A 17,137-nucleotide genomic window follows, 5' to 3' on the forward strand; every position below is an offset into this window, starting at 1 on the left:
GCCGCGCTGGTCGCGGCCAAGACGTCGCTGGCCAACTCGGCCAGCGTAACGCCGGACGCCTTCATCGCAGCGGTCGCGACCAACCTCGGGCTGCCGGTCTCACAGGTTCAGGATGCTCTGCAGCCAATGGTCGCCGAGCCCGCGCCGACAGGTGACGACCAAGGCAAGCTGAACAGCATGGACAAGAAGGGCGTGGACGGCCCGCAAAAACCGCTGGAGGGGAAGCCCAGAGGAGCCGCGGATGCCGATCTGGCCGCGATCGCGGCGAAGCTCGGAGTGACGACCGAGCGGCTCGACGCCGCGCTGGTCGCGGCCAAGACGTCGCTGGCCAACTCGGCCAGCGTAACGCCGGACGCCTTCATCGCAGCGGTCGCGACCAACCTCGGGCTGCCGATCCCACAGGTCCAGGACGCTCTGCAGCCAATGGTCGCCGAGCCCGCGCCCGATGGCGACAATCAGGGCAAGCTGGACAGCATGGGCACGAAGGCCCGGGACGGCTCGCCGGACTCGCCGTTCACCACCGACGCCGCGTCGGCGTCCCTGGCCGCGGCGCTCGGTGTCGATCAGGCCAAGGCCAAGGCCGCTCTGGCCGCGTTGGTGGCGTTGGGCAGAGTCCGTCCGACATCCAAGGCCTTCGGTGACATCGCCGCCTCGCTCGGGGTCGGCTCCGACCAGCTCGATGCCGCGCTGAGGGAGCTGAAGCGGTCACTGAGCCAGGGCTGACAGCCACAACTTCAGCATCGAGGGCGAGGATGGGCGACCATGCGGATACTCGTGGTGGACGACGACCCGGCTGTGCGGCGGTCCTTGGAGCATGCGTTGCGCCGGGACGGCTACGACGTGTCATCCGCCGCCGATGGGGCGTCCGCCCTCGCCGAGCACGGCATGTTCCGCCCGGACGCGGTGGTTCTCGACGTCCTCATGCCCGAACCGAACGGGCTGGAGGTGTGCCGGACGCTACGTGAGGGCGGGCACGACACGCCGATCCTGATGCTCACGGCCCGGGACCTGGTCATCGACCGGGTCGCCGGGCTCGACGCGGGGGCCGACGATTACCTGGCCAAGCCCTTCGCCTTGGAGGAGCTGCGGGCCCGGCTCAGAGCCCTGCTCCGGCGCAGCGGCGCCAGGTCCGAGGTGCTGCGCTTCGCCGACGTCGACCTGGACGTGAGCGGCTGCAGGGCCGAGCGCGCCGGCCGGCGCCTGGATCTGACCAAAACGGAGTTGTCCCTGCTGGAGCTGTTCCTGCGCAACCCCGGCCGGGTGCTGAGCCGGACCCAGATCTTCGAGTCCGTCTGGGGCTACGACTTCGGCCCCGAGTCGAACGCACTGTGGGTGTACATCAGCTACCTGCGAAGCAAACTCGAAGCGGACGGCGGCAGCAGATTGATCCAGACGGTGCGCGGCCTGGGGTATGTCCTGCGTGAGGAGCCATGAACCTGCGCACCCGGCTGGCGATCGCCGGCGGTTCCGTGGTCGCGGGCGCCCTGGTGCTCGTGTCGGTGGTCCTGTATCCGGCCGTGAACGCCAACCTTCGCGGCCAGATGGACAGCGCCCTGGTCGCGGCCGCCGGCCGGGCGCCGGAGGTGGCCGCGGCCATCAAGGCCAAGTTCAGGGACGCCAACGGGGAGCCGGGCTTCCCGACTGCTCCGCTGGGGATCGGAAGCACCCAGCTGCAGATCGTGCCGGGCCCGGTCCAGGTCGGGCCGTCGACGGAGTTCGTCGACCTCACCGCCCGCGACGTCGCCGTCGCGGACGGCACCGCCGGCGCCTACTTCCGTGACGCGGTCTACGACGGAGTCGCCTACCGGGTCTACACCGCCCAACTGCCCGAATCATCGGGAACGCTCGTACGCACAGCCATCCCGGAATCCGATCCCGCACCCACGCTACGCGAACTCGCCTGGCTGCTCGCCGGCTCGACGGTGGCCGCCGGACTTCTGGCGGCACTGGCCTCACGCCTGGCAGCACGCCGCGTCCTCCGCCCGGTGCACCAGCTCACCGAGACCGTCGAACTGATCCGCACGACCGGCGACCTGTCCATCCCGATCCCCGCCGACGGCCGGGACGAAATCGGCCGGCTCGGCTCGGCGTTCGCGGCGATGACCGCCGCCCTGGACGAATCGGTTGGCGCCCAGCGCCGTCTGGTGGCCGACGCCTCCCACGAACTGCGCACACCGCTGACGAGCCTGACGGTGAACCTCGAGCTGCTGTCGGAGAACCCGGCCGATGCGCAGGCCCCACTCCTCGCCGCCGAAGCGCTCGGCCAGGCCGGCGAACTCACGACATTGGTCAACGACCTGATCGACCTGGCCCGCTACGGCCAGGCCCCGTTCCACACGGAAGACGTCCGCCTCGACCTCGTCGCCGAGCGTGTCGCGGCCCGCGCGGCGCGCCGGGCCCCGCAGATCGGATTCGAGCTGACCTGCGCGCCCACTCTCGTCCATGGAGACCCCGACGCCCTGGAACGCGCCGTCGCGAACCTCGTCGACAACGCCGTGAAATGGAGCCCGTCCGACGGCCGGATCAGGATCAGCGTCACGGCGGGCACCCTCGAGGTCGCAGACGCCGGCCCAGGGATTCCCGACAGCGACCTCGAATTCGTCTTCGACCGCTTCTACCGATCACCCACGGCCCGCGCGCACCCTGGCTCCGGACTGGGCCTGGCCATCGTCCGGCAGGTCGCCGAGGCTCATGGCGGGACGGCCGAAGCCGTGCCGTGTCGAAGCGGCGCGTTACTGCGGCTGATCCTGCCGACGTGTGCCGAACAGGCGGAGCCCTAGGCACCCCCTGGTGGGGTGCCTAGGGTCCCTTGCACTCGGCGGGAATCGTGTGCACTCGCAGCCTCGGGCCTGCCTGAAGGTCCGAACGCCGTACGGGCTCTAACCGAGGTGCCGGGCGAAGAACCGCAGCGAGCTGCCGGTCTCGAACTCGGGGATCTCCCCGTGATCGCCGGGGTTTGCGTGCAGCGTCTTGTCGGCCGCCCCCAGAGCGTCGAACAGCGCCAGGCCCTGGGCCCGCGGCACCTTGTCGTCGTCCCACTGGAGCAGGAACCGCACCGGGACGGTGACCCGGGCCGCGACCTCGGCCAGCCCGTCCACGCCGAGCAGGCCCAGCACCGCCGCGCGGACCCGGGGCTCGGCGGCGACGAAGGGCACGCCGAGCCCGCAGCCCATCGACATGCCGAAGTAGCCCACAGGGCCGGCGCCGACGACGTCGAGTTCCTGCACAGCGGTCAGGACCGCCTGCCACTCGGGTACGGCGTGACCGGCCAGGAACGTGTGCATGGTGGCGAGATGCGGGGCGACGTCCTCCCCCGCGGCCATTCCGGCCCGCAGCCGGGCCACGACCTCGGCGAACTCCTCGGTTTTCGGCCGATCGCCGTGGTTGGGCGCATCGACCGCCACCACTGCGAAACCGCCCTCGGTGACGAAGCGGCGCGCGCGGGCCACGATGCCGGGGGCCTTCTTGTGCTGCCCGCCGCCGTGGCCCATCAGGATCAGGGGACGAGCCCCGGCGGCGTCTTCCGGCGTCCACAGCACACCGGGAATCTCGCCGAGGATGAACAGCTGTTCGGTGACGCCGTCCGACGACGTCCGAGAGATGAAGCGCAAAGCGTTACACGCCTTTCGGGATGCCTTCTGCGGGCGCTCCCTAGACCATGAAACGGAGGGAGCCCCGACCTGACACAGCGTTGATCGGTCTCACCTCCTCGGGTCACGGCGATGCACGGCGACGCCGAAGGTATCACCAGACGGCACAGAGCTCCCAGTGATTATCACCAGGAGCACTGCGCGGCCTCCCCGTCGGCCGGGTCAGCGTCGGGCGGGGCAGCGTCGCCCGGGTCAGCGTCGGCCGAGGTCCGCGCGCTTGGCGGCGGCGACCGCCGAGACCCAGGCCATCGCGACGAGCACGCCGACGCACAGGGTGAGGGAGCCGGCCCGCCCGCCGGACATGGCCCATCCGTTGCCCAGCAGGAGAGCCAGGCCGCCGAGCCGGGAGGCGACCGCGTGCCGGGCCCGCCCCGCGCGGGCGAAGTGCCGGCCGAGGACGAAGCAGGCCGCGATGAGCGCGGTGAAGGCCACCGAGCCGGACGCCATGTGCAGCATCGCGTGCCAGCTCATCCCGTCCGGGGCCCCCAGCGGGGTGCCGGCGGGGAAGCCGTCCCCCGGGTCCATGCTGAAGACCCCGGCCGCCGTGAGTCCGGCGCCCTCGACGAGCAGCAGCCTGGGCGCCCACGTCCCTCCGGGCGTGCCGCGCATGACCCTGCGCAGTCCGATCGCCCCGGCGACCGTCAGGACGGCGGTGATCCAGAAGTTGCCGATCTGCAGCCACCCGAGGTCGCCGGTGCTGAGCATGCTGAGCGGGTGACGGAGCAGGTCGAACCCCTCGCGGGTGAACGCCTGCGTCAGCGAGACGATCCCGAAGACCGGCGTGGTGAGCACGGCGCAGGTGAGCAGCGCACGCGTCGATCCCGTGGAGACCGCCGGGCTCGCGGCACCCGCCTGGCCCGGCGCGGAGCGCCGTGCGGCCGGCCGCACGGTGAGCGGAGAGGTGAGCGGGGTGGTGTGCTGCGTGGCGGTCATGGTGTTCCCTTCTTCGGTGTTCGGGTCTTCGGTGTGGTCCCGGCCGATGTGGTGTCCGGCCTCGCTCACGCGTCGAACGGCGGCCGCGCGATTCGACCATTCGTGTCCGCCCGTGCCGCCCGCCCGCCGCCTCCCCCGCCCACCTGCGGCGACAGCCGCTAGTGCGCATTCCCTGTCACATACGCATTCCCTGTCACATCGAGCCGAAGGCCCAGGTCACGACGTGTCAGGATCGGAGCCGGTCGATTCCGGCTCGCCCCGTACGACGTGGAGGTGACGGCGGGACCGGCGAACGGCCCGGCCAGACCAGAGGATCGGAAAGAAGGAGAACGACGATGCGGTTTCTGATGACCACCAAGGGCACCGACCCGAACCCCGACGCGGCGATGATGGCCGAGATGGGCGCCTTCATCGAGGAGATGACCCGGGCCGGCGTGCTGCTGGCCACGGGCGGGCTGGAGCCGGGCGGTGTTCGGATGATCTCCTCCGGCGGCGAGATCACCGTGACCGACGGCCCCTTCATCGAGGCGAAGGAGGCCATCGTCAGCTTCGCCCTGGTCGAGGCGCGCTCCCGCGAGGAGGCCGTGGAGCTGGCCCGCCGCTTCTGGAAGATCGTCGGCGACGGCGAGGGCTCGATCCAGCAGGTGTTCGGCCCCGAAGACGCCCCCGATCGCCTGGCGTAAGAGTCTCCCCACCATCAGAACCCCGTGAGCCCGGGACGAGCGCTTCAGGGATGCCTTAGGCCGGGACCGGGCTCTTGGCGCAGCTGACCGCGCGTGTGGACGAGCGCGCACGCTCGGGCGGCCCGCCGATGGTGGTGGCCCCCTCGATCGGGACGTGATGCGAGACGCTCTGGATGGGCTCGCAACGCCTGAGGCGCCGCCTCGTAAGGCCATGTGGGTAAATCTCCCCGAGGCCACCAGCCTGCCAGCCCCCGGCGACCGTAACCGATGGACGCGGGTCCGGCCTCGGTTGTGCACCGGGCGCTCGTCCTCAACGCCCACCGGCGGGCAGACGCTCGACAGGAGCTGATGAATGCACGCTGCACCGGACGAAAGTGCTTCTCCCGGGGTGTGGAGGGAACGGTTGCGCCACGTCTACTGGATCGGGGGCGGGAGCGGGTCCGGAAAATCCACCATCGCCCGACGCCTCGCCGATCGGTACGGGATGCGTCTGTACGACACCGACGCGGTCATGCCCGACCACGCCCGCCGCATGCCCGTGGAACAAGCGCCTTACCTGGGCAAGTTCGCTGCCATGGACATGGACGAACGCTGGGTGGCCAGAAGTCCGCGCGAGATGCTCGATACCTTCCACTGGTTCCACGGCGAAGGATTCAAGCTGATCGTCGAAGACCTTCTAGCCCTCCCCGCCGACCTGCCGGTGGTCGCCGAGGGTTTCCGGCTGCTGCCCGGCCTCGTCCAACCCCTGCTCGCCGAACGGCGCCATGCCGTGTGGCTGCTGCCGACTCCCCAGTTTCGCCAAGCGGTGTTCGACAGCCGTGGCGGACCGGCCTGGGGATTCCTCGCCAAGACCGGCGACCCGCAGCGGGCCCTGCAGAACCTGCTCCAGCGCGACGCACTGTTCACCGACCGGATCAGCAGGCAGACCCGGAATCTGGGCCTCTACGGGCTCAGGGTGGCGTCCGGGAACACCGAGGAAGATCTCGCGCGGCGAGTCTCCGCGGTGTTCGGTCTTGAGGCGTAAGAGGTCGACGCACAGGAGCGGCGGCGTACCGGTTCTCCACCTTCGCTGGTCGGAGGGCCGCTCGCCCACGCCATGCCGGCGACCGCCCACAGCGTCGGCCGAGGCACGAGCATCGGTCCGGCCACCTCGCCGCGGGCCGATCCTCGCGGGCTCTCCGGTGTCAGGGAGTGATGGCGTATTCGCTGAAGCGGCCGCAGGGGGTGAATCCGAGACGGCGGTAGACGGGTTCCCCGGCCGAAGACGCCTGGAGGACCACGGTGCGGTGACCCTCGACGTACGCGACGCGCAGGGCCGCCGAGGTGACGGCGCCGCCGTACCCGCGCCGGCGGTCCGACGCCAAGGTGGCGATGTTGTAGATGCCGGCGACTCCCGCGTGGAGAAAGACCTCGGCGGAGCAGACGGGGCGGCCGCCGACGTAGCCCACCAGATAGCGGGCCGGGCAGTCGGGGGCGAGCGCCCGTGTGGCGGCATCGGCGAAGAACGTGCGCACCGTGGCGGCGGGTGGGTTCCAGTTCGCCGCCAGGACGGCCGCGTAGTCGGCGAGTTGCCCGGGAGTCGTGACGCGGCAGACGTCGAGTTCCCCGGCCCGTGGCACGGACGGCACCGCACGCAGGTCCTTCCACATGCCCATCTCGGTTTCGGACGCCGGAAGACCGGCGTCTTCCAGGAGCGAGGCGAGGTTCGCCGGGGTGGAGGCGGGACCGACCCACCATGAGAAGGGCCGCTGCGTGGCGGCGAGCATGGTGAGAGTCTGCGCGATCCGGGCGGGGGCCGCGCCTGCGGTGAAACGCGCCGCCGCGACGATGTTGAAGGTGTCGTCGTCCAGGCCGCTGTCGGCGATCAGGAGGTCGTCTGTCTCCGTGACAGCGGCGCCCTCCACGTGCCGGTGCAGATGACAGGCGTGTCCGGCGAGGTTCTGCTCCATCCTGACCAGCAGATCGGGGCCGCCGACGTAGCGGTTTTTCTCGTTCACATCGGCTCATCACACCACGAGCGGTTCGAGGTCCGCGCGCGAGTTTCCGGTCGTTCTCCCTGGGTCCGTTCGGCAACGAGGAAAGGCGGACAACCGAGCGAGCCCGCGCTGACGGGAGTCGGGAGACGGCACCGCGAGACACCGGCACGGGCAGGCGTCCGGCCTCCGGCGGCGTACGCGCCGGGTTGCGCGGCGGGGCGGGCCGATGCTGTCATCGGTCGGGTGACCAGCCTGGACGCCCATCGTCTCGTGGACGCGGTCTGGAAGATGGAGTCCGCGAGGATCGTCGCCGGCCTCGTGCGGATGATCGGCGACGTCGGCCTGGCGGAGGAGCTGGCGCAGGACGCCGTCCTCGCCGCGCTGGAGCGGTGGCCCGAGGCGGGCGTCCCGGACAACCCGGGCGCCTGGCTCATGGCCGTCGCCAAGCGCCGCGCCGTCGATCACCTACGCCGGGAGGAGCGGCGCGACCGCGGACAGGAGCAGCTCGCCCACGATCTCGCCACCCGCCCCGACGACGGCGAACGTGACGTGGACGACGTGGTGAACGCGCTCGACGGGGAGGTCGGCGACGACGTCCTGCGGCTGATGTTCGTCTCCTGTCACCCGGTGCTGTCCACCGAGGCCCGGGTCGCGCTCACGCTGCGGCTGATCGGCGGCCTGCGGACGGACGAGATCGCGAGGGCCTTCCTCGTCTCCGAGAGCGCCGTCGCGCAGCGGATCGTGCGGGCCAAGCGGGCGCTCGCCGACGCGCACGTCCCCTTCGAGGTCCCGTCGGGGCCCGAGCGGGCGGCCCGGCTGTCGTCGGTGCTCGAAGTGATCTATCTCGTGTTCAACGAGGGATATTCGGCGACGGCCGGCGACGACCTGATGCGCCCGTCCCTTTGCCTGGAGGCGCTGCGCCTGGGCCGCGTCCTGGCCGAGCTGACCCCCGACGAGGCCGAGGTGCACGGCCTGGTCGCGCTGATGGAGCTGCAGCAGTCGCGCTCCGCCGCGCGTACCGGCCCGTCGGGGGAGCCGGTCGTGCTGCACGAGCAGAACCGGGGGCGCTGGGACCCTCTGCTCATCCGGCGCGGCTTCGCGGCGCTGCTGCGGGCGCGGCAGGCCGGCGGCCCCCTCGGCAAGTACGTGCTGCAGGCGGCCATCGCGGCCTGCCACGCGCGGGCCGCATCTCCGGAGGAGACCGACTGGCCGCAGATCGCGGCGCTCTACGAGGCCCTCGTCAGGGTGCTGCCCACGCCGGTCGTCCAGCTCAACCGCGCGGTCGCGCTCGCCATGGCCTACGGGCCGCGCGCCGGTCTCACGCTGGTGGACACGCTGAACGGCGAACCGGCACTCAAGGGCTACCACCTGCTGCCCGCCGTACGCGGGGACCTGCTGGCCCGGCTCGGCCGGCACGACGAGGCCCGGACGGAGTTCGAACGCGCCGCGTCCCTCACCCGCAACAGCGCGGAACGGGCAGTGCTGCTGCGGCGCGCCACGACCTGCACCCGGACAGCCGAGGAAGCCCAGAAAGCCGAGGAAGCCGGGACAGCCGAGGAAGCCCGGAGAACCAAGGACGGCCAGGAGGCCCGGGAAGGCCGGGAAACCCAAAAAGCCCAGACAGCTCGGGATACCCGGGAAGCCCTGAACGAGGCCGGGGCGGCCGGAACGGCGAGCGCGGCGGTCACCCTCGGCAGGGCGATGACGCTGTTCCTGACCCGGCCCGGTCTGAGCGCCGACACCGTCCGCTCCTACAAACAGACCCTGACGCGGCTGTGCCGGCACCTCGGCGAGGACGTCCCACTGCGTGACGTGACGTCCCACCGGGTCGCCGAGGTCTTCGCCGCGGCGTGGGGCACGGCGGCGGGCGCGACCTGGAACCGGCACCGCGGGGCGCTGCGGTCGTTCGCCGCGTGGGCGGCCGGGCACGGCTGGGCCGCCGCCGACCTCGCCGCTCCGCTCGACCGGCGGCCCGAGCCCCGGGGCCGCACCCGTCCCATCGACCGGGCGCGCCTGGAGAGCCTGTGGGAGCGGCCGGACCTCCCGCTGCGCGAGCGCGCGCTGTGGCTGCTGCTGTACGAGAGCGCGGCACCGGCGGAATGGGCGCTCTCGCTCAACGTGGAGGACCTCGACCTGCCCGGCATGCGCGGCGAGGTGAAGGCCAGGGGGCACTGGCTGCGCTGGCAGTCCGGCACGGCCGCGCTCCTTCCCCTCCTCGTCGGAGACCGCCGCCGGGGCCCGCTGTTCCTCGCCGACCGCAGGCCGGGGCCGGGCCGCATGCCGGCGGCGGCCGACCTGTGCCCCCACACGGGCCGGGGCCGCCTGTCGTACGAGCGGGCGGAGTATCTGTTCAAACGGGCCACCGCGGAGCTCGACTCAGAGGGCGGCGGATACACGCTGCACCGCCTGCGCCACTCGCGCCTGGCCCACCTCGGCGAGGACGGCTGGTCGGCGCCGATGCTCATGTCCCTGTCCGGCCACGCCAGCGCGCGGACCCTGCACGGATTCGTCCGGGTCCCGCGACCTGCGGATACCGTTGCCTGAGTGGGGAGGAAAGCGGCATACCTCAAGGACGTCCTGCTCTGGGCCCTCCTCGGCCTGCCGGCGTGGTGGGCGGGCCTCACGCACACCCTGGCGGACAGGTACACCTGGCCCGAGGTGATCGCCAGGCTGGCGGCGATCGGCGTCGCCGTCGCGCTCGCCCGGCCCCGGCCGCTCGTGGCGATGCTCGTGACGGCCGCGCTGTGGGCGGGGTCGGTGGCCGTGCGGGGCGACCCCACCGTCTTCTTCCTCGCCCTGGCGGTGGTGAGCTACCTGGCCGGGGTGCGCATGGCCCGGGCACGGCCCGCCCTGCTCGGCCTGTCGGCCGCCGCGGTCGCCGCCGCCGCTGTCGTCCCGTCCGTACGGTGGCTTCTCGCTGGCCGGTGGGATCCGGGCGCGTGCTTCTTCGCCGTCACGGGCATCGCGCTGTTCGGCCTGGTCCCGTGGCTGGCGGGCCACGCACGGCACCAGAGTCTCGCCCTGACCAGGGCTGGCTGGGAACGCGCCGGGCATCTGGAGCGCGAGCGGCGCATGCTCGCCGAGCAGGCGCGGCTGCGCGAGCGGGCGGCCATCGCGATGGAGATGCACGACCTGCTCGGTCACGACCTGAGCCTCGTCGCGCTGCGGATCGGGGCCCTGGAGGTCACCGCCGGCCTCCCCGAGAGCGAGCGCAGGGCGGCGGGCGAGGCCCGCGCGGCGGTCACGGCCGCGGCGGAGCGCCTGCGCGACGTCGTCGCCGTGCTCGGAGACGGCCCGGAGCATGGCGGCGCAGACCACGGAAACTCTGAGCACGGAAACTCTGAGCACGGAGACCCAGACCACGGAGACCCGGAGCATGAGGACACGCCGTCCTCGCCCGGGGAGAGCGTGGACGAACTGGTCCGGCGTGCCGCGGCCGCGGGGATGGCGGTGACGCTGCACGGCGCGCAGGCGGAGGCGGGAATCCCCGCGCCCGCGCTCGCCACCGTGCGGCGGGTCGTCCGCGAGGGGCTGACCAACGCCGCCAAGCACGCGCCCGGCGCCCCCGTCACCGTCACCGTACGGCTCGCGCACGCACCGGGCGAGACCGTGGTCACCGTCGCCAACGCCGCGCCGCACCGGCCCGGCTGCGGCGTGACGGGCGGACACGGGCTGCGGGCGCTGGCGGAGCGGGTCCGCCTGCAGGGCGGGTCCCTGCGGAGCGGTCCCGCCGACGGCGGATTCACCCTGACCGTACGGCTCCCGCACACCGCGCCCCCGCGTGTCCCCCCGCCTGGCGGGCCGCGTACGGCGTCGCGGCCGGTGGAGCTGGATCTGGCGCTCGCCCGCGGGCGGGTGCGCCGCACCCGGCTGGCGGCGGCGCTGGTCTGCCTGGCCGCTGCGGGCGGAGTGGCGGCGTTCGTGCTGGGGTTCACGGTCTACGAGGCGGCCACCTCGGTCCTGCCGCCGGCCGAGTTCGCGAAGCTGCGGGTGGGGCAGGCCGAGTCCGAGGTGGCCGCGGTGCTCCCGGCCAGGACCAGGATCGACGATCCGTCCTGGCCCGAGCCGCCGATCCCGCCGGGCGCCCGGTGCCGCTACTACAGCACCAGCCCCGAGCCGTTCGGCGAGTTGGAGCTCTACCGGCTGTGCTTCGCCGGGGGCCGGCTGGTCGCCAAGGCCTTCCTGCCCTCCTGAACCGCGTCCCTCCTGAACGGCAGCCCTCCTGAACGGCAGCCCTCCTCAACGGCGTCCGGCGACTCTCCACCCTTCCGTAGCATCGAGGGCATGCACGCGATCCGGGTGGTCCTGGCCGACGACGAACCGGTGATCCGGGCCGGGGTGCGGGCGATCCTGGCGGCGGACCCGGGCATCGACGTGGTCGCCGAGGCCGCCGACGGACGGGAGCTGGTGGACGCCGTCCTGGCGCACCGGCCCGACGTCGCGGTCGTCGACATCCGGATGCCCGGTCTGGACGGGCTGGCCGCCGCGGCCGAGGTGCGCAGGACCGCCCCCGGCACCGCCGTACTGATCATGACGTCCTTCGGCGAGGACGCCTACGTCGCCAGGGCGCTGGGCGAGGGCGCGGCGGGGTTCCTGCTGAAGACCGGGGATCCGCGCGAGTTCCCCCTCGGGGTGCGGGCGGCCGCCGAGGGCGGCGCGTACCTGTCGCCGCCGGTGGCCGCACGGGTCATCCGGGGACTCGCCGGCGACCGGCTGTCGCGCTCGGCCGCGGCCCGCGAGCAGGTCGCGGGGCTCACCAACCGGGAGCGCGAGGTGCTCGCCCTGGTCGGCGAGGGCCTGTCGAACGCGGGCGTCGCCGCCCGCCTGCACCTCGCCGAAGGCAGCGTCAAGACCTACGTGAGCACGATCATGAGCAAGCTGGGCGTGCCCAACCGGGTGCGGGCGGCGATCATCGCCCACGAGGCGGGGCTGGCGGGCGGGCGGTAGTCAGCACCGCCGCCAGCGCCGGGCGCCGCCGCATCGCGGCGACCAGGGCGGTCGCCGGGTTCCGCAGAGCCAGCAGGACCAGCGGCGCGATCAGCGCGCCGAACAGCAGCCCCACCGCCACGTCGTGGGGGTAGTGGACGCCGACGAATACCCGGGAGAACGCCTCCAGCAGCGCGAACGCCGGCGCCGCCACCGCCGCGCCGCGCCACAGGGCGACCAGCGCGACAGCCCCCGCCGCGGCGAAGGTCGCGTGGTTGCTCGGCAGCGACCAGTCGCCGTACGGCGGGCAGGGCGCCACCGTGACCACGTCGGTCAGGTCCCAGCAGGGGCGCCGCAGCCGCAGCACGCTCTTGACGCCCTCGCTCGCGAGGTAGGCCGTCGCCACCGCGACCGGTGCGAGCAGGGCGAGCGCCATCCTGCGGTCGTCCCCCCGCCGCGCCCGCCACCAGCCGAAGACGAGGAACGCGAAGAGGACCGCGGGGACGGCGTCCGTCGCGACCGCCGCCGCGTCGCGTACCCATGCGGGGGTGTGCAGGGCGAACGCGGTGACCTCCCGATACCACTCGGCGCTGATGTCCGGGACGTCCTCGATCTCGTCGCCCACCGGTTCCCCTCCGTGCCGCTCCCCGCCGGTCCGTCCGGCCCCTCGACCCTAGGGACCGGACGGCACGGCGGGCACTCGCGGAAAGTCGCCGGTGACCCTTCACTTTCGTCAATGTCCGGCCGGGACGGCCGCCTCCCCGCGGGTGAACCGCGCGTACGCCAGGGCGGCGCCGCCGACCAGCAGCGGCCAGACGAGGTAGACGCCCGACGCGGCGACCAGCAGGGCGACCGCCACGAGCGCGAGCAGGGCGGCCGCCCTGGCCCGGCCGCGCGGCAGCAGCCGGATGGCGGCCGCCACGCCGATCGCGTAGACCACCACGAACGACCCGTTGGTCATCAGCACCAGCGGCCGGATGCCCGTCCCCGCCGCGTACACGACGGCGAGCGCCAGGAAGGACAGCACGGCGACGACCGCGAGGCTGCGCCGGGGCACCTCCCCGGCGACGCTGCCGCGGGAGAGCCACCCGGGCAGGGCGCCGTCGCGGCCGAGGGCCGCGCCGAGCTTGGCCGCCCCGGCCCAGTACGCGTTCATCGCGCCGAGCGTCAGCAGCAGCGCGGCGACGGCGGCGAGCAGCCGGGCGTTGCCGCCGAGGCCGAGGGCCAGCAGGTCGCCGAGGGGCGCCCGCGCGGCCCCGGCGGCCGGGCCGAGGACGGCGACGGTCGCGAAGGCGACCGACAGGTACAGCACGCCGACGACCACGACGGCCGCCGCGGCGGCCCTGGGCAGGTCCCTTGACGGCCTGCGGAAGTCGGCGGCGAGGTGTGTGATGGCCTCCCAGCCGGCGAAGCTCCACACCAGCAGGGCCGCCGCCGGGGCGACGGCCGTCCAGCCGTGCGGGGCGAACGGCCGCAGGTTGGCCATGTCGGCATGCGGGAGCGACAGCGCCACGGCGACGACGAGCAACGCGACGAGCAGTCCGGCCAGCCCGAGCTGGACCCGGCCGGTCACCCGCAGACCGGAGGCGTTCGACACGGTCACGACCGCCATCAGCCCCGCCGCCGTCAGCGTCGCGGTGCCGGTCCCGCCGCCCACCGCCGCGGCGACGTACTCGCCGCCGAACAGCGCCGCGGCGGCGGCGCTCGGCGGGATCGCGAAGTAGAAGCACCAGCCGACGACGACCGCGGCCCGGTCCCCGAAGGCGAGGCGGGCGTAGGTCGACACGCCGCCGGAGTCCGGATGGCGCGCGCCGAGCGCGGCGAACGCCGCGGCCAGCGGGGCCGACAGCACGACCAGGCCGAGCCAGGCCAGCAGCGACGCCGGTCCGGCCGCCTGGGCCGCGAGCGCGGGCAGGGCGATGACGCCGGTGCCGAGCACCGCGCCGACGTACATGGCGGCGCCCTGGGCCGCCGTGAGGCGGCCCGCCAGTGTGGTGGCAGGGGTGGTGGCAGGGGTGGGGGTGGCAGGGGTGACAGGTGTGGCGCTCGTCCGAGTCATGCGCGTTCACCTTCCAGTCAGGGAAGTGGCCGGCCGGGGAAGCCCGGCCGGCCCAGGTCGTGGAGCTGTCTCAGGCGGAGGTGCTGAACTCGAGGCTCGCGGGCAGGTCGGAACGGCGGGTGACGTTGAGCTTGCGGTAGATCCGCGTCAGGTGCTGCTCGACCGTGCTGACCGTGATGTAGAGCTTGTCGGCGATCTCGCGGTTGGTGTATCCGACCGCGGCGAGCGAGGCGACCCGGCGCTCGGCCTCGCTGAGCGTCCCCGGTCCGCTCTCCGTGCGGGGCGGCTCGGCCGGCTGCCCGGGACCGCCCTGGGTGAGCGCGTTGACCAGCGGGACGGCCTCGCACTCCTCCGCGATCCGCTGCGCCTGCCTGGCGACCGTACGGGCGCGGCGCAGCTCGCCCACCGCCTGGTAGGCGTCGGCCAGGTCGGCCAGGGCCCGGGCCAGCTCGTACTGGTCGCCGCTCGCCTGCAGCATGTCGGCGGCGCGGCGCAGCAGCGGGGGACGCTGCCGGGGCTCGCTCGCGGCGGCCGTCAGCCGCAGGCCGGTGCCGCGGGCGCGGACCGGTCCAGGGGCGCAGCGCGCCACGTGCTCGTCCAGCAGCGGCCGGGCCCGCTCCGCGCGGCCCATGCCGATCAGCGCCTCGGCCGCGCCCGTCCGCCAGGAGACCAGCCCCGGCGAGTCGAGGCTCCAGGAGCCCATCAGCTCGCCGCACGTCTGGAAGTCGCGCAGCGCCATGCCGAGGTCGCCCGTCGCCAGGTGGTAGCGGCCCCGCGCGTTCAGGTAGTGCAGGCCGTATCGGGTCTGGAGCATGGCCTCGGGCACGGGCTGGTTCACCAGCTGCACGGCCTCGTCGAGCCGGCCCATCGCGGTCACCGCCGTCAGCAGCACCGACAGCGGGCCGCCGACCGCGACCCCCCAGCTCGTCGGCGGGATGAGCCGTACGGCCATCTGGGCGAGGCTCTCCGCGCCCTCCAGGTCGCCCTGCCGCAGGCTGATCTCGGCACGCAGCGCCGCGAGGCGGGCCTGCCTGCTGGGCGCACGCCGGCTGGCGGCCTCCTCGAAGAACAGGTCGCACCAGGGGGCCGCCAGGTCGGGCCGCTCACCGTAGATCAGCGCGAGCAGGGCGCACTCGACGGCGTCCATCGACATGTCGTCGAGGCGGGAGCCGCGCAGGATGCGCTCCACGTCGGCCAGCGTCTGCGGGTGCGGGCCCTTGGTCAGCACCGCCGCGAGCGCGGTGGCGGCCTCCAGCCGGCCGATGACCGGCGCGGACGGCGGCGCCTGCGTGCTCATGTCGGTGACCCTCGGGATGTGCGCCAGGAACGGCGTGTAGGAGCAGCGCAGCCACGGCCGGGCGGCGCGGATCTCGGCCACGGTCTCCGCGTCCATGATCGAGCCGATCCGGCCCAGGTGGTCGAGCACGTCACGGGCGTCGTCGAAGCGGCCGTGCCACAGCAGCGCCTTGGCCAGCACGACCGCGTCCGAGCCGCGCAGGTGGCCGCGGTGCATGGCGTCGGTGAGCTCGTCGAGGTGGACGGCGGGGGCGCTGGGGTTGAGCCGCCACTCCGCCCGCACCAGCGTCGTCTTGATGGTGGCGCGGCGCTGGTCGTCGGTGCACGCCCCGTCGGCCAGCCGCAGGTAGTCGACGGCGGGCTCGACGCGTCCCTCGCTGAGCGCCTGCCGGGCCGCCTCCTCCAGAATCGGCACGGCCCAGGACCCCCCGTTGTGCTGGGCGGCCAGCAGGTGCTCGGCGATCACGGCCGCCGGGGCGCCCTGGCCGTAGGCCAGCTCGGCGGCCCTGCGGTGCAGGTCGGTCCGATCGTGCCGGTCGAGGTCGGCGAGCACGGCGGCGCGCGCCTGGGGGTGGCGCAGGTGCAGGTCGGCGCCGACCAGCCCGGCGTTGTGCAGCGCGTTGAGCGCCTGGACGACGACACCGGCGTCGAGGTCGAGCAGCCGGTCGAGGTGGCCGGGGTCGCCGGCGACCGCCAGACCCCGGGCGACGCGGGCCGCGAGCGGGTGCCCGCGGCGCAGGCACGACTGCACCGCCTGGCGGTAGGCGTCGCCCGCGACGATCTCGTCGATCCCCGCGTCCGGCTCGCTCTCGGCCGGGGCGCCTCCGGCGTCGGCCGCGGCGAGGTGGTCCTCGATGAGCGCGCCCACGAGCAGCGGGTTGCCGCCGCTGACCGCGTGCCAGTCCGCGGCGAACCGCCGGGCGACGTCGTCGCCCACGATGTCGGCGGCCATGATCTCGACACCCTCGCGGGACAGGGCCGACAGCGGGAGGCGGCGGCAGTGCGGCTGGCGCAGCAGCTCGGTCTGGAACAGCGAGGGGGCGTTCCACGCCTCCTCCGACTGGCTGAAGATCGCCAGGATGTGGGCGAAGCGCAGCCGGCGGGCGAGGTAGGCCAGGCAGAGCTGCGAGGCGCGGTCGGCGTGCTGGATGTCGTCCACCACGATCATGAGGGGGTGCCGCTCGGCGAGTTCGAGCAGCACCATGCACAGGGCGTGCACGATGTGGGCGTCGACCTGGTCGACGTAGTCGGCCAGCGGGTCGGCCGACATGGCGCAGCGGGCGCCCTCGTGCAGCAGGTTGCGGGTGCGCTCCTCCTCCTCGGGGGTGAGCGGCGCGTTGTGCAGGATCTGCGACAGCACGGCCAGCGCCAGTCCCGACTCCGACTGCGAGCAGGTCGCGGTCAGCGGCAGGGCGCCGTGCTCCAGCGCGTCCTCGACCAGAGTGTTGAGCAGTGCGGTCTTCCCCGTCGCGACGGGCCCGCCGACGATCGCGATCTTTCCTCTGCCGGTGACGGCGTCGGCCAGCATGTCCTCAAGGGAGGCCAACACCTCTTCCCGCTCCACCAGGGCCATAATGAGCCTCCCGAATTCCGTTCGTTTTCCGGCCGCGCGGC

Annotated in this window: 14 protein-coding genes; 8 read left to right on the plus strand and 6 right to left on the minus strand. The window is 73.5% G+C overall.

Annotated features, from left to right (window positions below; translation table 11 throughout):
* The 3 genes from ACIBK1_RS00435 to ACIBK1_RS00445 form a co-directional block, all read left to right on the plus strand.
* On the plus strand, positions 1–723 hold a 723-nt coding region (locus ACIBK1_RS00435; protein WP_396731215.1), incomplete at its 5' end, for a hypothetical protein.
* A gap of 39 nt (positions 724–762) precedes the next feature.
* Positions 763–1,434 (plus strand): response regulator transcription factor, encoded by a 672-nt coding sequence (locus tag ACIBK1_RS00440; RefSeq protein ID WP_396731218.1) that lies wholly within the window; start codon positions 763–765, stop codon positions 1,432–1,434.
* Entirely contained in the window at positions 1,431–2,780 is a 1,350-nt protein-coding gene (locus ACIBK1_RS00445; RefSeq protein WP_357317282.1) for a sensor histidine kinase, read from the plus strand. The genes ACIBK1_RS00440 and ACIBK1_RS00445 overlap by 4 nt, the downstream gene beginning before the upstream one ends.
* 99 nt (positions 2,781–2,879) lie before the next feature.
* Here ACIBK1_RS00445 and ACIBK1_RS00450 read toward each other — a convergent pair whose 3' ends face one another.
* Positions 2,880–3,611 (minus strand): dienelactone hydrolase family protein, encoded by a 732-nt coding sequence (locus ACIBK1_RS00450; protein WP_396731221.1) that lies wholly within the window; start codon positions 3,609–3,611, stop codon positions 2,880–2,882.
* A 231-nt stretch (positions 3,612–3,842) separates the two neighbouring features.
* Positions 3,843–4,583, minus strand: coding sequence for a DUF998 domain-containing protein (locus ACIBK1_RS00455; RefSeq protein ID WP_396731224.1), 741 nt, complete (start codon positions 4,581–4,583; stop codon positions 3,843–3,845).
* 335 nt (positions 4,584–4,918) lie between these two features.
* Here ACIBK1_RS00455 and ACIBK1_RS00460 point away from each other — a divergent pair, with 335 nt between their 5' ends.
* Together ACIBK1_RS00460 and ACIBK1_RS00465 are read left to right on the plus strand one after the other, a co-directional pair.
* Positions 4,919–5,266, plus strand: coding sequence for a YciI family protein (locus tag ACIBK1_RS00460; RefSeq protein WP_030509707.1), 348 nt, complete (start codon positions 4,919–4,921; stop codon positions 5,264–5,266).
* Positions 5,267–5,618: 352 nt separating this feature from the next.
* Positions 5,619–6,290, plus strand: coding sequence for a shikimate kinase (locus ACIBK1_RS00465; RefSeq protein WP_051762018.1), 672 nt, complete (start codon positions 5,619–5,621; stop codon positions 6,288–6,290).
* A 160-nt stretch (positions 6,291–6,450) separates the two neighbouring features.
* Here ACIBK1_RS00465 and ACIBK1_RS00470 read toward each other — a convergent pair whose 3' ends face one another.
* Complete coding sequence (locus ACIBK1_RS00470) at positions 6,451–7,263, minus strand: GNAT family N-acetyltransferase (protein ID WP_231514004.1); 813 nt, start codon at positions 7,261–7,263, stop codon at positions 6,451–6,453.
* A 222-nt stretch (positions 7,264–7,485) separates the two neighbouring features.
* On the opposite strand from ACIBK1_RS00470, the gene ACIBK1_RS00475 reads away from it, so the two are divergent.
* The 3 genes from ACIBK1_RS00475 to ACIBK1_RS00485 all read left to right on the plus strand — a co-directional run bounded on the left by ACIBK1_RS00475 (position 7,486) and on the right by ACIBK1_RS00485 (position 12,189).
* Positions 7,486–9,786 (plus strand): sigma-70 family RNA polymerase sigma factor, encoded by a 2,301-nt coding sequence (locus ACIBK1_RS00475; protein WP_231514003.1) that lies wholly within the window; start codon positions 7,486–7,488, stop codon positions 9,784–9,786.
* A complete protein-coding gene (locus ACIBK1_RS00480; protein ID WP_051762017.1) occupies positions 9,787–11,436 on the plus strand; it encodes a sensor histidine kinase in 1,650 nt (549 codons plus the stop codon).
* A 90-nt stretch (positions 11,437–11,526) separates the two neighbouring features.
* Complete coding sequence (locus ACIBK1_RS00485; protein WP_030509702.1) at positions 11,527–12,189, plus strand: response regulator transcription factor; 663 nt, start codon at positions 11,527–11,529, stop codon at positions 12,187–12,189.
* Here the strand turns inward: ACIBK1_RS00485 and ACIBK1_RS00490 are convergent.
* The 3 genes from ACIBK1_RS00490 to ACIBK1_RS00500 all read right to left on the minus strand — a co-directional run bounded on the left by ACIBK1_RS00490 (position 12,152) and on the right by ACIBK1_RS00500 (position 17,096).
* Positions 12,152–12,793: a phosphatase PAP2 family protein gene (locus tag ACIBK1_RS00490; RefSeq protein WP_396731229.1), complete on the minus strand. Its 642-nt coding sequence runs from the start codon at positions 12,791–12,793 to the stop codon at positions 12,152–12,154. The genes ACIBK1_RS00485 and ACIBK1_RS00490 overlap by 38 nt on opposite strands.
* A 108-nt stretch (positions 12,794–12,901) precedes the next feature.
* Positions 12,902–14,227 (minus strand): APC family permease, encoded by a 1,326-nt coding sequence (locus ACIBK1_RS00495; protein ID WP_051762015.1) that lies wholly within the window; start codon positions 14,225–14,227, stop codon positions 12,902–12,904.
* A gap of 70 nt (positions 14,228–14,297) precedes the next feature.
* The gene (locus tag ACIBK1_RS00500; protein WP_030509699.1) at positions 14,298–17,096 is read right to left on the minus strand and encodes a helix-turn-helix transcriptional regulator; all 2,799 of its coding nucleotides are present in this window, start codon (positions 17,094–17,096) and stop codon (positions 14,298–14,300) included.
* Positions 17,097–17,137 lie beyond the last annotated feature (41 nt).

It is taken from the genome of Microbispora rosea (assembly GCF_044460045.1).
GTDB lineage: Bacteria > Actinomycetota > Actinomycetes > Streptosporangiales > Streptosporangiaceae > Microbispora > Microbispora rosea.